14 protein-coding genes, 1 tRNA gene and 1 pseudogene are annotated in these 15,254 nt (G+C 53.4%); 11 read left to right on the plus strand and 5 right to left on the minus strand.

Annotated features, from left to right (window positions below):
- The first annotated feature begins 308 nt into the window (after positions 1-308).
- The 8 genes from INT21_RS14405 (at position 309) to INT21_RS20435 (ending at position 5,523) form a co-directional block, all read left to right on the plus strand.
- On the plus strand, positions 309-1,271 hold the full coding sequence (locus tag INT21_RS14405) for an ABC transporter ATP-binding protein (RefSeq protein ID WP_193061629.1): 963 nt from the start codon (positions 309-311) through the stop codon (positions 1,269-1,271).
- Positions 1,268-2,041, plus strand: a complete 774-nt coding sequence (locus tag INT21_RS14410) for an ABC transporter permease (protein WP_038482594.1) — start codon at positions 1,268-1,270, stop codon at positions 2,039-2,041. Before INT21_RS14405 ends, INT21_RS14410 begins: the two co-directional genes overlap by 4 nt.
- A 70-nt stretch (positions 2,042-2,111) precedes the next feature.
- A complete protein-coding gene (gene queF / locus INT21_RS14415; RefSeq protein WP_193068089.1) occupies positions 2,112-2,945 on the plus strand; it encodes an NADPH-dependent 7-cyano-7-deazaguanine reductase QueF in 834 nt (277 codons plus the stop codon).
- 47 nt (positions 2,946-2,992) lie between these two features.
- Positions 2,993-3,553, plus strand: a complete 561-nt coding sequence (locus INT21_RS14420) for a nitroreductase family protein (protein WP_089038705.1) — start codon at positions 2,993-2,995, stop codon at positions 3,551-3,553.
- A 5-nt stretch (positions 3,554-3,558) separates the two neighbouring features.
- Positions 3,559-4,077, plus strand: a complete 519-nt coding sequence (locus tag INT21_RS14425; RefSeq protein WP_193068088.1) for a YiiD C-terminal domain-containing protein — start codon at positions 3,559-3,561, stop codon at positions 4,075-4,077.
- Positions 4,078-4,170: 93 nt separating this feature from the next.
- Positions 4,171-4,258, plus strand: a tRNA-Ser gene (locus INT21_RS14430).
- Positions 4,259-4,601: 343 nt separating this feature from the next.
- Positions 4,602-5,366 (plus strand): SDR family oxidoreductase, encoded by a 765-nt coding sequence (locus tag INT21_RS14435; protein ID WP_193068087.1) that lies wholly within the window; start codon positions 4,602-4,604, stop codon positions 5,364-5,366.
- Between the two features lie 34 nt (positions 5,367-5,400).
- Complete coding sequence (locus tag INT21_RS20435; protein ID WP_226912544.1) at positions 5,401-5,523, plus strand: AraC family transcriptional regulator; 123 nt, start codon at positions 5,401-5,403, stop codon at positions 5,521-5,523.
- Between the two features lie 546 nt (positions 5,524-6,069).
- Here the strand turns inward: INT21_RS20435 and INT21_RS14445 are convergent.
- Positions 6,070-6,855 (minus strand): annotated as a pseudogene (locus INT21_RS14445) (CLCA_X family protein).
- Between the two features lie 158 nt (positions 6,856-7,013).
- On the opposite strand from INT21_RS14445, the gene INT21_RS14450 reads away from it, so the two are divergent.
- Together INT21_RS14450 and INT21_RS14455 are read left to right on the plus strand one after the other, a co-directional pair.
- Positions 7,014-7,751: a MauE/DoxX family redox-associated membrane protein gene (locus INT21_RS14450; protein WP_193068086.1), complete on the plus strand. Its 738-nt coding sequence runs from the start codon at positions 7,014-7,016 to the stop codon at positions 7,749-7,751.
- A 108-nt stretch (positions 7,752-7,859) separates the two neighbouring features.
- Positions 7,860-8,549, plus strand: a complete 690-nt coding sequence (locus tag INT21_RS14455) for a type 1 glutamine amidotransferase domain-containing protein (RefSeq protein WP_193068085.1) — start codon at positions 7,860-7,862, stop codon at positions 8,547-8,549.
- A 115-nt stretch (positions 8,550-8,664) separates the two neighbouring features.
- Here INT21_RS14455 and INT21_RS14460 read toward each other — a convergent pair whose 3' ends face one another.
- Entirely contained in the window at positions 8,665-9,465 is an 801-nt protein-coding gene (locus INT21_RS14460) for a MipA/OmpV family protein (protein WP_193068084.1), read from the minus strand.
- A 937-nt stretch (positions 9,466-10,402) separates the two neighbouring features.
- Entirely contained in the window at positions 10,403-11,686 is a 1,284-nt protein-coding gene (locus INT21_RS14465) for a M20/M25/M40 family metallo-hydrolase (RefSeq protein ID WP_193068083.1), read from the minus strand.
- Positions 11,687-11,843: 157 nt separating this feature from the next.
- Between INT21_RS14465 and INT21_RS14470 the strand changes: the two genes are divergently transcribed.
- On the plus strand, positions 11,844-13,307 hold the full coding sequence (locus tag INT21_RS14470) for a sodium-dependent transporter (protein ID WP_193068082.1): 1,464 nt from the start codon (positions 11,844-11,846) through the stop codon (positions 13,305-13,307).
- Here the strand turns inward: INT21_RS14470 and INT21_RS14475 are convergent.
- Together INT21_RS14475 and INT21_RS14480 are read right to left on the minus strand one after the other, a co-directional pair.
- On the minus strand, positions 13,269-14,615 hold the full coding sequence (locus tag INT21_RS14475; protein ID WP_193068081.1) for a Y-family DNA polymerase: 1,347 nt from the start codon (positions 14,613-14,615) through the stop codon (positions 13,269-13,271). The genes INT21_RS14470 and INT21_RS14475 overlap by 39 nt on opposite strands.
- Positions 14,612-15,037: a LexA family protein gene (locus tag INT21_RS14480; protein WP_089038693.1), complete on the minus strand. Its 426-nt coding sequence runs from the start codon at positions 15,035-15,037 to the stop codon at positions 14,612-14,614. Before INT21_RS14480 ends, INT21_RS14475 begins: the two co-directional genes overlap by 4 nt.
- Positions 15,038-15,254: the final 217 nt, after the last annotated feature.

A 15,254-nucleotide genomic window follows, 5' to 3' on the forward strand; every position in this document is an offset into this window, starting at 1 on the left:
TGCCAAGGCGAGGGTCGAGAGTTCGAATCTCTTTTCCCGCTCCATACAACGGTTTTACATCGGTGCCAAGGGTCGAGAGCTGGAGCGCCAGCCCGGTCGAATCTATTTTCCCGCTCCAAACAAACACTCCCTTTCTCCTCCTTTATTGCTTGTTTTCCCTGTGTTTTTTGAACACTGTATCGCACATCAATTGGCGATATTTTCGCGTGGCCGTCTTTCGAGCGACTTGAAAAAACATACGGATGCCCCGATATCCTCTCGTCTAACTTGTTTTTCTTGTGCTCCCCATTTGCTGACAGGACATATTCATGGCCGAACCGGCATTGTCTATCCGTGGCCTCACAAAAGTGTATGGCAACGGCTTTCAAGCGTTAAAAGGTATTGATTTAGATGTCCAGCAGGGCGATTTTTTTGCTTTGTTAGGACCCAACGGCGCGGGTAAGTCGACCACCCTGGGGGTGGTCTGCTCGCTGGTGCAGAAATCCGCCGGTAGGGTGTCGATTTTTGGCATCGACATCGACAAAGACTTCGCGAAAGCCAAATACCAGCTTGGCGTGGTGCCCCAGGAATTCAATTTTAATCAGTTTGAAAAGGTCATTGATATCATTTTGGCCCAGGCGGGGTATTACGGAATGACCCGTAATGAGGCGTTGCCCCGTGCTAAGCAACTGCTCACTGACCTTGGGTTATGGGACAAACGCAACGGCAGTGCGCGTATGCTTTCGGGCGGTATGAAGCGTCGTTTGATGATTGCCCGTGCGCTGATGCATCGCCCAAAGCTACTGATTCTTGATGAGCCAACAGCGGGTGTCGACATCGAGCTGCGCCGCAGTATGTGGGAATACATGCGGCGTATTAATCGCGATGAGGGCACTACCATTATTCTCACAACACACTACCTCGAAGAAGCCGAGAGCCTGTGCCGCAATATCGCCATTATCAATCAAGGCGAAATCGTGCGTAACACCAGTGTGCGTGAACTGTTGACTGAGCTGAACACTGAAACCTTCCTGCTCGACTTGTCCGCCCCAGTTGAGCAAGCGCCCGTCGTTGAAGGGTTTGAAATTCAGCAGATCGAGCCTTCCCAGCTAGCGTTGGTGATTCATCGTGGTCAGCAGCTTAACGATGTGTTCAGTGCCTTAAGCGAACAGGGGCTAAACGTGGTTTCCATGCGCAACCGCGCCAACCGCTTAGAGGAGATGTTTGTTTCCATGGTGGAAAGTAGCCAGCAAGCGATTGATCAACGCAAGCAGCAGGAGGCGCGAGCATGAATGCAACGCAGACCCTCATTGCGCTGTGGACCTTAGTGCTTAAAGAGATCAAACGCTTTACGCGGATTTGGCCGCAAACCTTGCTGCCGCCATCAATCACCATGGCGATGTACTTCATCATCTTCGGTAACTTGATTGGTTCGCGCATTGGCGATATGGATGGCTTCAGCTACATGGACTTCATTGTGCCAGGGCTGATTATGATGTCGGTGATCACCAACAGCTACTCCAACGTGGCCTCTAGCTTTTTTTCCAATAAGTTTCAGCGCTCTATTGAAGAGATGATGGTCTCTCCCATGCCTAACTGGGTGATCTTATCCGGCTTTATTTTGGGTGGTATGGCCCGCGGCTTGGGGGTGGGGTTAATTGTTACGTTGGTGTCGCTGTTCTTTACCCGTTTAACTGTCGAGCATCCACTGCTCACGGTGCTGGTCGTTGTGCTGACCTCGGCGCTGTTTTCCATCGGCGGTTTTATTAACGCGCTGTTGGCTAATAAATTCGATGATATCTCCATCGTGCCGACGTTTATTTTGACCCCGCTGACGTATTTAGGCGGTGTGTTTTACTCGATTTCGATGCTGCCCGATTTCTGGCAGGGCGTCTCCATGCTCAACCCAATATTGTATATGGTGAACGTCTTCCGCTACGGCTTTTTAGGCGTGTCTGACATTCCGGTCGTCTGGGCGCTGGCCGCTATCTTTGCCTTTATCGTTGTGCTGTTTATGGTGGCACTTACCATGCTAGAGCGCGGCAAAGGCATTCGCAGTTAAACGTGTGATAACGCCCAGTAGAAAGCGCGCTACTAATCAAGAGAGTAACTAGTCAAGAGAGCAACCAGTCATGGCACACCGCCCCGATACCTTAGAACACGCGCCCTTAGGGCGCGATTCCGCCTACCCAGAGCATTATGACGCTGGGCTGTTGTATCCTATTCCCCGTGCTGCTAACCGTGCCCCGTTGGGCATTGAAGACAATAAGCTGCCGTTTGTGGGGGAAGATGAGTGGCACGCGTTTGAAGTTTCCTGGTTGAATAACCGTGGTAAACCCATCGTGGCGGTTGCCCGTTTTCGCCTGCCTGCGAATTCACCGAACCTGATCGAGTCTAAATCCTGGAAGCTCTATCTCAATAGCCTAAATCAAACGCGCTTTGAAAGCCGAGAAGCGGTGCAATGTGTGCTTATGCGCGACCTAGCCGCCGCGGCGGGTGCTGCCGTTAGCGTAGAGCTATTAGCGGTAGACGACGCTGAGCTTGCCCCCCAGCGCTTGCCGGGCGAATGCCTGGATGACCTGGATATCGACATCAGCGATTACACTCCCAGTGCAGCGCATTTGGCAGTCAGCGAAGAGATCGTTGAAGAGACGCTGCATTCCCATCTACTTAAATCTAACTGCCCTGTGACTGGCCAACCCGATTGGGGTAGCGTATTAATTCGCTATAAAGGCCCTAAAATCGACCGTGAAGGGCTGCTACGCTATCTAATCGGTTATCGTCAGCATCAGGACTTTCACGAGCACTGTGTCGAGCATATTTTTACCGACCTGATGCAGCTGGCTAAGCCTGAAGAGCTACTGGTGTTGGCCCGCTATGTGCGCCGCGGCGGGCTTGATATCAGCCCATGGCGAGCAACCCCTGGGTTAACGCCGCCCAGCCCATTGCGCCTAGCAAGGCAGTAACAACGGCGCTAACCTAGCGCTCAACGATCAATAAAAGGGGAGTCATCATGGACGCACTCACGCTGCTTCACGAACGTAGCTCTATGGGGAAACTCACCGAGCCTGCGCCCAGTGCCGACCAGCTCAGCGCTATCTACCAAGCTGCGCTGCGCGCCCCAGACCATAAAGAGCTGCGCCCCTGGCGGTTTATCGAATTTATCGGCGAAGGGCGCGAGCGCCTGGGTGAGTTGTTTGCAGAAGCGGAATTTCAAGAAGACCCTAGTGCCAGCGATGACACGCTAAATTCCGCACGTAAAAAACCGCTGCGTGCACCGATGATCATTGCCGTGATTGCCAAGGTCACCCCGGATATTCCTGGTGTGCCGAAAATGGAGCAGGTGATTTCCGCCGGATGCGCCGCCCACGGCATTCTGCTGGCCGCCCACGCGCTAGGCTTAGGTGCCATGTGGCGCAGCGGTAAGTACGCCTTTGACCCCGTGGTGCGTAAAGGTCTATCGCTAGACGAAAATGACGAAGTGGTCGCGTTTATCTATCTGGGTAGCCTAGCAGGTCGCCATAAACCGCTACCTCAGCACAATGTGGAAGACTTTGTAGAGCGTTGGGATTAACGGTCATGAGCCAGCCACGTCAACCAGGAGTGCCTTACCCGCGTTTGCCACTCCCTGAAACCCAGGAAGACCTTGCCGCCTTTCAGCGGTGGCTAGGGGAAGCAATTCCCATGGTAGGCGCGCTGGGAATTCAAGGCATGACCCAAAGCGCCGCCCAAGAGGGCGGGGCGTTGATGTGGCAGCTAGCGCTTAGCCCCAATCTCAACGACAAAGGCACAGGCTTCGGTGGTGCGCTAACGGCGCAAACCACGCTGCAGGGCTGGTGTTGGGTAACGCTATGGCTGCGTGCCCAAGGGCGGGCGCAAGATGTGGTAGTGGCCGAAGCCAGCCAGCGCTTTCTTGCGCCAGTCACTAGCGACTACCGCATCATTTGCACTCCCAGCGACTCCCAAGGCCCTGAGCAGCTAGCGGAAAAGCTTAACGCGCGGGGCAGGGGCAGCATTGCGCTCACTCAGCAGCTCTACTGTGGCGACACGCTCTGCCTGAAAGCCAGCGGGCGCTACGCTGTGCTGCCTGTTGCTTAAATCTTTAAAAGGCTTGCTATTTTAGGTCTTAGACCATAGAATATGCGCCGTTCTGTTGGGAAAGGCAACGCCTTAACAACCGAGCAAAAAAGTGGAGAGGTGTCCGAGTGGTCGAAGGAGCACGCCTGGAAAGTGTGTAAGTCGAAAGGCTTCGAGGGTTCGAATCCCTCCCTCTCCGCCACAGAATATAGAAAAAGCCCGCTGAGCAATCAGCGGGCTTTTTCGTGCCTGCCATTTAAGTTATCCACATGCAGTTTGCGCTACGCTAGTCCTGTTTTTGCCCATGAAAGGTGGCAAAGTTTCGCATAAGTATAAATAAAACAATGGTTTATGAGTAGTGTGTTTGTTTTTATACGCAATTTTCAAAGGCTGACGATAATGTTAACGCGCATGCACACTAATAAACTGTTATAGCGCCTTGAAGTACAGCAAGATTCGGGTCGGCAGTAGTCGTTCGGTCTCCTAATATGGCATCTGTTCGGGCATATGCCCTTTTATAGTAAGCAGATCCTAGAGGAATAACGATGACTATACTTTCCAATAAAGTAGCTATTGTTACCGGTGCCAGCACCGGAATTGGTTACGCAGCCGCGAAGCTTTTTGCGAAAGAAGGAGCTGCCGTCGTGGTGGCCGCAAGGCGACAAAAGGAGCTTGATGACCTTGCAGACGCAATCAACGCGGAAGGCGGGCAGGTGCTGGCAGTTGCGGGCGACGTTAGCGAAGAAGCTTTTGCCAAAGCGTTGGTAGATAAGGCGGTAAGTCACTTTGGCGGATTGGATATCGCTTTCAACAATGCGGCTATCCTGGGTGCTATGGGCCCTGTCCCGGAGATGTCGCATACGGACTGGAATCAGGTTATTGCGACCAACTTAACCAGCGCATTTTTGGGCGCAAAGTACCAACTGCCCGCCATGGCTGCCCGAAAAGGAGGTTCATTAATTTTCACCTCTACCTTCGTTGGTTACACCGCAGGTATGCCTGGCATGGCTGCCTACGCAGCCAGTAAAGCGGGCCTTATTGGGTTGACTCAAGTGCTGGCGTCAGAGCATGGGCCTCAGAATATCCGGGTCAATGCCCTTCTGCCCGGTGGTACTGATACACCAGCGGGACGTGAATTTGCCAATACGCCGGAAGCATTGGCGTTTGTGCATAACCTGCATGCTCTCAAGCGTATGGCGACACCAGATGAAATTGCTCAATCCGCCTTGTACTTAGCATCCGATGCCTCCAGTTTCACAACGGGTTCTGCGATGCTGGTAGATGGCGGTGTATCCATAAATCGTGTCTGAGAGGCTGCGCCATGTCAGGCTATGACCGAATCATATGGTTGATCGGGCAATTGATCAGCTCAGGCTTGAAGAGATAGCCGCCCACGTGAATTTGAGTTCGTATCACTTTCAAAGATTGTTTTGTCGGTGGGCGGGTGCTACTCCGAAGCGCTTTTGACAGGTCCTGACATTGGAGCGGGGCAAAGTGTTGCTGGAGAATTCTCGTTCCTTGCTCGAGGTATCACATGAGCTTGGGTTAAGCGGCAGTTCAAGGTTACATGACCACTTGAGCAGTCACCCCAGGCGAGTATAAAAGTCGAGGTAAGCCGATTCATATCGAGTGCGGTGTACACGCTACTCCGCTGGGACCTATGTTTGTTGTGGTAACCCGGTATGGCGTTTGCCGGGCAGGCACCCTGGCCTATAGCGCGCCACTGATCTAAACCCCGAGAGGTGCCGCGTCGGAATTGATGGCTGCAAGATGTCCTCGCTCACCAGCCGCAGCCTCTCAATCACCCCGCACTCGGCGATGAGGTGGCCAGGGTGAGGCTGGTATCAGTTCCCCTTAAAAGGGAAATATGCCGCTGAAACCTATCCCTGCGACGGCGACGATCACAACAACGATAACCACAATGGTTGTAGTAGAGGGCATTTTTCTCTTCCTTTGAGAAATGAGTGTCATTGAAGCGTAGTCGCCATTGGCGTGTTTCGCACAACTCACGTTTTATGAACGGCGCTCTTTACTGAGTGCTTTCCCCAAGCTGGCAAAATAGGCGCTGAATAGCGCGTTGATGCGTTCGCGCTGTTCGCCTTGTGGGTATAGGCCGTGTTCTGCCTCAGGGGAGGTTTTGGTGCCTTTCACCAGGAAGTGGTTTTTGATGCTGGCGTCTTGCACGAAAGCTTCAAAGGCTCGGGCGCATAGCTCTTCTGGTTTGCTGTAATAGAGCTGGCCGTGAGCTTTGTCCATGGCGACGGAGTGGTTGAAAAGCGCGCTGGGCTGCTGGCCGTCGGGGTGAAGCAGAATAGCATGGAAGCAGGCGAGTAGGCGCTGGTTGAGCGGGTGGTTAATCGGGGCTGCATCTGCTAGCCATGCCGCCGAAGCGAAGGTGCTAGTCGGCACGTTGTTAAAACACTTCTGGGCAATATAGTGATCGAAGGCGTGAAACCATTCGTGGGCAATGCTGCCAGGCCCTGCATTCTTGGCGAGCGAAAAGCTACGCTGGCTGGGGGCGTAATGGGCAGAAACGCCGGGCCTACCACCGCTGCCGTACTGTAGGGCTAACGAGCCACGCAGCTAAATCAGCGCTTCATTGCCGTGCAGTATCAGCATTAAATCGCACAGCGCATCGTGAAAAAGTTCGGCGGCGCGGTCGCGCTCTGCGGTGGTCACCCAGCGGCCTATTTCAATTGAGCGAAAATCGAACTGGCGACGGATCAGCGCAAAGCTGCTGGCACGTTCCGGGCGGTGCATTGGCCCTTGGCGGTAAAACTCTCGTGCTTCAATGCTCACGGCGTGCTCGCTAACCTAAAAAAGAAGTTCACTTAGCTATCTTATCGAAGGTAACGAGTCAGCGCCAAAGTCTGTTCGGCAAGCTTGCCTAATGTGTCTACCCTTATACCTAGGCAGCGAATGATGGGCTGCACTTTGTTGCACAACAGGGAGGGAGTATGGCAACGGCACATGTTTATCGCATGAAAACGGATGCGCACCAGTGCCCCTTTGGTTTGAAAACCGTTTCATTGCTGCGGCGTAAGGGCTACGAGGTGCATGACCACCCGTTAACATCCCGCGACGAAACCGATGCATTTAAAGCGAAAGAGCAGGTCGATACGACGCCGCAAACCTATGTTGATGATAAGCGCATCGGTGGCTATGAAGAGGTGCGCGAGTATTTGGGCTTAAACGTGCCGGGTGCTCAGGAAACATCCTATCGGCCAGTGATCGCTATTTTTGCTACGGCGCTGTTGATTGGTTTGGCGATTAGCTGGCTGGCCCATGGGGCGCTATTGACTGCGCGATTACCTGAATATGCAGTGGCTAGCGCCATGGTGTTGCTTGGGTTGCAGAAGCTTCAAGACGTGGAAAGCTTTAGCATCATGTTTCTGAATTACGATCTGCTGGCCAAGCGCTATGTGCCCTATGGGTATGTTTACCCCTATGCGGAAACCTTTGCGGGTATCTTGATGCTGGCGGGGGCATTGATCTGGCTGGCAGCACCGCTGGCACTGTTCATTGGTACGGTGGGTGCTGTGTCGGTGATTAAGGCGGTGTATATCGATAAGCGAGAACTGAAATGTGCCTGTGCGGGCGGTAATAGCAATGTGCCGCTGGGCTTTATTTCGTTGACGGAAAACCTTGTCATGATCGCCATGGGGCTTTGGATGCCGCTGAAGAGTCTGCTGTAACGCAAGTGAGTAGAAAAGGTTATGCGCCTTGCAACCCAGAAAACACGCCCCAAGGTTGAGTAAGTAACGCAAGACGCTATCGCACGCTTCACACTTAGGAGTCATTAGATGAGCAAGCGTATTTTGGTGGTGCTGACATCACATGATCAGTTAGGAGACACCGGCGAAAAAACTGGCTTTTGGTTAGAAGAGCTAGCAGCGCCGTACTATGTCTTTAAAGATGCAGGTGCAGACGTAACGCTGGCCTCGCCAAACGGTGGGCAGCCGCCACTTGACCCGAAAAGTGACGCAGACGATAGCCAAACCGGTGAAACGCGGCGCTTTAAGCAAGATGATGAAGCGAATGCGGCGCTAGCGGCAACGCATCGCCTAAGCGATATGTATGCGGGCGATTTCGATGCAGTGTTTTATCCCGGTGGTCATGGCCCGCTGTGGGACCTAGTGAACGATCAAGATTCCATCAAGCTGATCGAAAATTTTATTGCCCAGGGCAAACCAGTGGCGTCGGTATGCCATGCGCCTATCGTGTTGATTAATGCAAAAAATAGTCTTGGTGAACCACTGGTAAAAGGGCGCCAAGTCACAGGCTTTACTAACGGTGAAGAAGATGCGGTTGGCCTGACGGATATCGTGCCGCACTTGGTGGAAGATGCGTTGCAACAGTGCGGCGGCATCTACAGCAAAGCAGATGACTTTACGCCGTATGTGCGTGAAGACGGCCAGCTAATTACTGGCCAAAATCCGCCTTCTTCTGCGGCTACCGCCGAAGCACTAATGGCATGGCTGGAGGCCCGTTAAGCAGTACGTTTTTTAGCGTTAGAAAGCATGACGGCGGGCAGTGTGCCCGCCGTTTTTTATCTATTCAGCTACGCGTGGGAAACGCAAAAACTCCCGACTCTAAAAACGACCGATTTTAAAAACGATAGCTTAGCGATACTCCGGTGAGGGCTTGCCAATCGCTACCTAGCTCATCAACTATTGGGCTGTCGGCCGCGCTGCCAGTCAGGTGAGTTGCGCCGACGAAACCGGTAGCAGTCCATTCAGGGGTTAGGAAATAGCTAAGGCTGGCATTCACCCCCATGCGCCAGTAACCGCTATCTGGGTTATAAGCAGCCACGCCGCTACGTACGCTGTCTTGCATTGATACGCCAAACAGCGACTCGGTCCACTTCTCGTTTGAATAGGTAACGCTGGGCGATAGCGTGAAGAATGTCCGTTCGCTAACCGGCATACGCATAACAGCATTGGCTGAAAATTTCGCGCCTTCAACGTCGCCGCTTACCGGCGTGCTGCCTGCAACGCTATAGCGCCAGAACCCTTGCTGATAGCTAATCCGCAAGCCTAACGTGGCTCCGTCATCGACTTTTTCAAACCGGCTGATATCGCCCTTATTGTCTCGCCCAAAGGTGTAGCCAATGAACGGAGAGGCGGTCCAGTTTCCGCTACGGATAGCGTGCCACTCAATACCGTCGCGCACATTGATTGAGAGCTGGTCGCCGTACGTCAGGTTAAGGACAGGCCACGCTTGTGTTTCATAGTCGTCGCTGCCCAGGTAGTCAGGTGAGTAGGTTACGCCTGCGCCTATACTGCCTTCCCAGCTGTCCCCCCATGCGGGGGCAGCGAATGCGATGCTAATGAAAGCCGCTGCTAACCAGGGGGTGAAGTACTTATAGTTAGAAGTGCTTTGGGTCGCGCGAGAAACGAGAGTCGTCACGGGGTGTCCTTTAAATTGTTCAAACCTGCGTGATTGTATGTTTTTGTTTCAAACTACTGCAAGCGCTCTAGAGACCTGCGTGGTCCATGAATTGGAACTATTTTCTGTTTCATAGCTTAGGTTAGATAACTCAACGGCTATAGGGCGCACTGTGCACACATAGCGCTACAAGGAAGTGCAAGCAGGGAGTGCTTGTGGTGCACAAGGACGCATGAACAGGAGGTTCGTGAAGAAAAATCAAGGAGGACCTGATAAAACCCCGGCCAGTGCGATGGTCGGGGTTTTTTTATGGGCAAACGGCACTGCTGACTAACAAGCGTGATGATAAAACAGTGCGCTGAGTTTGCTCATTGGTGTGGATACCGCCGTTTGGCAATTCATGCAGCGTAGTGTAGCGCTGTCTTTGCCGGTGCCCTCAAGGCGAAATCGTTTTAGGTACGACGTTTTCGAGGATTCCGCGTTGCCGCAATGACGGCAAATAATATCCACACCGTAGATTGTCGGGCTAATCATGATATGTCTCACGCTGACCTCCTAACGTAAGGGAGTTAATGGGTTCAGTCGTGGTAACGTTCCGTGTAGAGGTGCATCCGTGACGATGCTTAAAAAGTATAAACAGCAAACGGCTAGTTCGCCATTTATATAAGCAGCTATCTGTTTATAAACGGGTAGTATAAAAATTTAAAAAAACTTATGTTTTGATATCCCAGGTTAATGTTTTTGACATATATGAGGTTCAAGGTAGGTAAACACAGGGAAAGGTGTTAGGGACGACCAAGCAGGAAGGCTTGTTAAACCAAGGATGCACGAACAGGACGTTCGTGAAGAAGGATTACGGAGGAAATACTACTACCCCGGCCAGGAATGGCCGGGGTTTTTTTACGCTAGTACTTGGCTACACTCGTTCTTCGCTAACTCTTCACTAACTTTCTTTTCACTACTTCTTTGCTTTTTTGGGCTTTGAGGCTTTTTTGTCTTCATCAGTATCAGGCTTGTCGCTACCCTGATGGCTAAGTGGGCTGGCCTGGTCAAGCCGTGGATGGTTGTCCAGGAATTCCCGCTGCAGGTCGGGTAGGGCATCCAGTGCTTTTAAGGTGTGGGTCAGCGCGTGAACTGCCGCGAGTACATCCTGGGTGTTGCCGGTTTCGGAAATAGTGTGCATGTTGCGAATCGGGAAGCCTATTGAGGTAGCTGCGCTATCAATAGAGGCCAGCACGCCTGCCATGCCGTCAGTACCCGTATCCACGCCAACGATGTCCCGCTGCAGGGGAATATCCTGCTCTTTGGCGGCGCTGGCGATAATGCGGTTGAGCTGTTCGCTGGCAATCGAGCCTACGGACATCGTGAAGCCTTTGCCCATTTCCAGCGGCTGCATGCGCTTGTCGCCAATACCAGGAGCAGCTATGTAGTCGTGGTTAACGTCTACGCCAATCAGTGCGTCTGGCTTTAGTTCGCCAGCCAATACGCGGCTGCCGAAACGGCCAATTTCTTCGTAGCTGGCAATGGCAAACAGCACGCGTACGTTTTCGGTGCCGCCGGCTTCTGCGATTAACTTCGCTACTTCTGCGGTAACAAAGCAGCCCAAGCCATTATCCAGGTAAGCGCCGTAGAAGGTGTTCGGGCTAAAACCAGGGCGAATGGGGCGGTCGAAAATAATGGAGTCACCTGGGCGAACGCCTAAATTCAGCACTTGCTGCTTTTTATTTTCGCCATGGATTTGCAGGTCCAGGTAGATCTGCTCTTTTTTGATACCTTTGCTGCCATCGCGCTGTGCAGGATCAGAAAAGTGAATAGCGCCCAAGGCTTCTACTGTACCGCCTTGGATGCAGCGATAGCTGCCGGGAGCGTCAGGATCTTCGCTGAATAGCTTCACTTCATGGCCGATAAGCACAGTCGGCAAGAAGGAGTCAGTGTTGATCCAGATCTTGCCGTCTTCGCCAATCGAGCGAACCTGCATGCGGATTTTGTCTGCATGGCCGATGATCATCACTTTGAACATGTCATCGCGGCCAGGATGGGTGTCCAGCACCACGCCAGCATTGCCTTTAAACTGATGCAGATGCCAGCCGCTGGGCGCGAAGCTTTCAAAGTAGGGCTTCAGTACGCCGTAGGTCATGGCGCCTTCCAGGCCTACCGGGCTGGGGGCAGCAAGAATATCGCGCATGATGTTGAACTGCGCGTCGGGCATGGGTTGCGTCCAGGGTTTGGCGCTGTCGCTCATGTTAAGCACTCTCCGTTGGGTGGTGTTCATCGCTCACTAGTCTGCCAGATTCTTGCTTCAGATGCGCATGGCTGGTTCGCCTAGAGAGACAAGAATTTTGGGCTTTGGTTATAAAATCCTCTAGGATAGGCGCTTTTTTCTGACAAGGTGGAAGGTCATGGCGTCTTCTGGGCAACCTCGCACTCAGTGGCTGGGCCGCTGGGGCTTTATGCTGGCAGCCACCGGTTCGGCGGTGGGGCTGGGCAATATTTGGAAATTCCCCTATATCACCGGGGAGTATGGTGGTGGGGCCTTTGTGCTGGTGTATCTGGCGTGCATTTTAGCCGTTGGCGTTCCAGTGATGATGACCGAAATTGCCTTTGGTCGGCGTGGGCGCGGCAGCCCGATTGATGCGATACGGCGCGTTGTCAATGAGTCTGGCCGCTCTTCTGCCTGGTCGCTGATTGGTTGGATGGCGATGCTTTGCGGCTTTATGATTCTGTCGTTTTATGTCGTGGTCGCAGGTTGGTCGTTCTCCTATTTATGGAAAATGCTCACCGGTGGCCTCGCAGGCAGTAGCGTTGATGACATGGCGGCGGTCTTTGGAGCCAATAATGCCAACCCGTTCATTCTGGGCGGTTGGAGCACCCTGGTGGCAGTGCTGACCATGGTGATTGTGGGCAAAGGCGTTCAGGAAGGTATCGAGAAAAATGTCAGTTGGATGATGCCTGGGCTGGTGCTCATGCTCATTCTACTGATCATCTTCGGGGTGTTTTCCGGTGGGTTTGGCGAGGCAGTGAGCTTCTTGTTCTCGTTCAACGCAGGCAGCCTCTCTAGTGAAGGCATGCTGGCGGCGTTGGGCCACGCCTTTTTCACGTTGTCGTTGGCATCCGGTGCGATTCTTACCTACGGTAGCTACTTGCCCAAAGGAGCTTCGATTGGGCGTACCACGGTAAGCGTGGCCATTGCTGATACCGTCGTTGCACTAATGGCGGGGTTGGCGATCTTCCCGGTCATTTTTGCTAACGGTATGAATCCTGGTGAAGGGCCGGGGCTTATCTTTATGAGCTTGCCGCTGGCCTTCCAGGCGATGCCAATGGGCACGCTATTTGGCATTCTGTTTTTCTTGATGCTCTCGATGGCGGCGCTGACCTCGTCTATTTCGATGGTGGAAGCCACGGTGTCGTGGTTATGCGATAACAAAGGCATGACCCGCAAATCTGCCTCTTGGGCGACGGGCATCGTGCTATGGCTGATCAGCACGCTGGCGATGCTATCGTTTAACCTGGGCGCTGATTGGACACTGGCGGGTAAAACCTTTTTCGACTGGCTTGATTACCTGACCTCGCGCTGGATGATGCCGCTAGGGGGATTGGGTACGGTCGTGCTGGCAGGTTTTGTGCTGAAAAGCGAAACCTTCCGCGACGAACTGGGCCTTGCGCCGTTGCCTTATGCGCTATGGCTGACCATGGTGCGCTACGTTAGTCCGTTGGGTATTTTGGTTATCTTTGCTGATGCCTTGGGGCTTTACCAAGTTTCGTTCGCGGTGCATTGGCCGTGGCTGCTAGCGGTTTTGCTGGTCATGGTCGCAGTGGGGGAGACCCTAAGCCCGCGGCTGCGCCAAGCGCTGCGCTCGCGCTAGCCGCTGTTGTTCACGCTTCACCCTGGCAGCTGCAATGGCGCCAGGGTGAGTGCCTGCCTCCATGAGTTCGTCCCAGCAGGTGGTGTAACGGTTAGAGCGGTGCGCACAGCGCAACTGCCACGGTGCTTCCGCCTCTGTCATTCCAAAGCGAATCGTGCCTTGCCCCATGCGCTGATTAATGGCGTCAACGGCGTTCATCAAGTGCGGGTGCGCTTTATGTGAAGGCTGCAACAGCGAAAGCTGATACTGCTGTGCATCGACTAAGTCCAATAGCATGACACCGGCTTTCATAAACTGAAAACCCGGCCGATACATCTGTTCCAACCCTTCGCGGACGGCTTCTAAAATGATGCGGGTATCGTCACTTGGCGATGCCAGGGGAATCATCGCGCTAGGTGAAAGCTGAGGCTGGTCTTTACGATGGCGGTTGGTGTTTAGAAATAGCAATACGGCGCGAGTAAGGCTTTTCTGCTGGCGCAGTTTTTCGGCACTGCGCTGAGCATGGCGGCGCAGCGCTGCGTGCAATTCCGCTTTTACGCCGGTTGCGTGGCCAAAAGAGCGTGACGTCATAATACGCTGACGCGGCTCTTCTAATGCGTTCATTGCCAAGCATGAGGTGCCACGTAGCTCTAGCGCTGTACGCGCAAGCACCACTGAAAATCGTTTGCGAAGTTGCTTTGGGTCGCACTCCCGCAACTGCCACGCCGTGCGAATACCACTCACCGCAAGCCGTTCTGCTAGGCGTCTGCCGACGCCCCATACGTCATTCACCGGCAGCTGTTTAAGCAGCGCCGTAGTGGTCGGGCTGTTGGCAGTGAGTAGGCAGACGCCTTGGTAGTGAGGCTGCTGTTTGGCAACGTGGTTAGCGAGCTTGGCTAGCGTATGGGTAGGTGCCAGCCCTACGCATACAGGTAGCCCTAAATAGCGGCGAACACGGCGGCGGACAACTTCCCCGAGCACTTGGCATTGAGTGTCGCTGAAGCCATCCAGGTAGATAAACATTTCATCAATAGAGTAAGGCGCGACGTCTGGACAGGCATCCCGCAGTAGCTGGGTGAGTCGTGCGGACATGTCGCCATACAGCTCGTAGTTTGATGACAGTAAGTGAATCTCTCCCCGTCGGCGCAAACCTTCCAGCTGGAAAGAGGGAGTGCCCATGGGGATTTCCAAGGCTTTCATTTCGGCCGAACGGGCGATCACACAGCCATCGTTATTCGACATCACGCCCACGGGTTTGCCTTCAAGCGTGGGGTTAAAAACACGCTCGCAGGCAACATAAAAATTATTGGCATCAACAAGGCCAATCATGGCAAATACTCATGCACCACAGCGCGCACCACCCCCCATAGCTGACAGTTTGTCTCTGCTAACGGCAGCGGTGGATAGTGGGGATGTGCCGAGCAGAGGTGTGGCGTGCCTTGATAGAGCGCATAACGCTTTATCAGTACTTCCTCTTCAAACATGGCGACCAGGATATGCCCTAAGCGGGGCGGTATGCTGCGATCTACCACCAGCAAATCACCTTCGAATATCCCCCAGCCTTCCATGCTGTCGCCCGCGGCGGTGAGGTAAAACGTGTGGTTGGGATGTTTAATCAGTCGCTCATTGAGATCTAACGTGCGTGGTTCGTAATCTTGAGCAGGTGAAGGGAAGCCGCTAAACCCAGCGCGGCCGTATAACGTTGGAAATGGCAACGGCTGAGAGGTTAACGGCAGGGCTGTCGCAACCATCGTTGTTGGAAATGTACTCGTTGTAAACGTACTTGTTGCCAACGTGGCTGTTTTTAAAACGGCGGGTTGGGACGGCATCGTCGGCATCCTCATGAATAAATAGTGTGTTTATATACAGTATTTATTCGTGGAAGAGAAATTGCAAGCGACGCTCAACGCTGGGGGGCTGGGAGCTACTGGCTTAGTGGGTGCAATTGGCTTAGCGAGCAAGCCACAG

Origin of the sequence: Halomonas sp. 3F2F (genome assembly GCF_014897805.1) — a bacterium.
In the GTDB taxonomy this organism is placed as follows: domain Bacteria; phylum Pseudomonadota; class Gammaproteobacteria; order Pseudomonadales; family Halomonadaceae; genus Vreelandella.

Coding starts and splice junctions, on each gene's coding strand:
- INT21_RS14405 (WP_193061629.1), top strand. CDS start 309: ATGGCCGAACCGGCATTGTCTATCCGTGGCCTCACAAAAGTGTATGGC.
- INT21_RS14410 (WP_038482594.1), top strand. CDS start 1,268: ATGAATGCAACGCAGACCCTCATTGCGCTGTGGACCTTAGTGCTTAAA.
- queF (WP_193068089.1), top strand. CDS start 2,112: ATGGCACACCGCCCCGATACCTTAGAACACGCGCCCTTAGGGCGCGAT.
- INT21_RS14420 (WP_089038705.1), top strand. CDS start 2,993: ATGGACGCACTCACGCTGCTTCACGAACGTAGCTCTATGGGGAAACTC.
- INT21_RS14425 (WP_193068088.1), top strand. CDS start 3,559: ATGAGCCAGCCACGTCAACCAGGAGTGCCTTACCCGCGTTTGCCACTC.
- INT21_RS14435 (WP_193068087.1), top strand. CDS start 4,602: ATGACTATACTTTCCAATAAAGTAGCTATTGTTACCGGTGCCAGCACC.
- INT21_RS20435 (WP_226912544.1), top strand. CDS start 5,401: ATGGTTGATCGGGCAATTGATCAGCTCAGGCTTGAAGAGATAGCCGCC.
- INT21_RS14450 (WP_193068086.1), top strand. CDS start 7,014: ATGGCAACGGCACATGTTTATCGCATGAAAACGGATGCGCACCAGTGC.
- INT21_RS14455 (WP_193068085.1), top strand. CDS start 7,860: ATGAGCAAGCGTATTTTGGTGGTGCTGACATCACATGATCAGTTAGGA.
- INT21_RS14465 (WP_193068083.1), bottom strand. CDS start 11,686: ATGAGCGACAGCGCCAAACCCTGGACGCAACCCATGCCCGACGCGCAG.
- INT21_RS14470 (WP_193068082.1), top strand. CDS start 11,844: ATGGCGTCTTCTGGGCAACCTCGCACTCAGTGGCTGGGCCGCTGGGGC.
- INT21_RS14475 (WP_193068081.1), bottom strand. CDS start 14,615: ATGATTGGCCTTGTTGATGCCAATAATTTTTATGTTGCCTGCGAGCGT.
- INT21_RS14480 (WP_089038693.1), bottom strand. CDS start 15,037: ATGGTTGCGACAGCCCTGCCGTTAACCTCTCAGCCGTTGCCATTTCCA.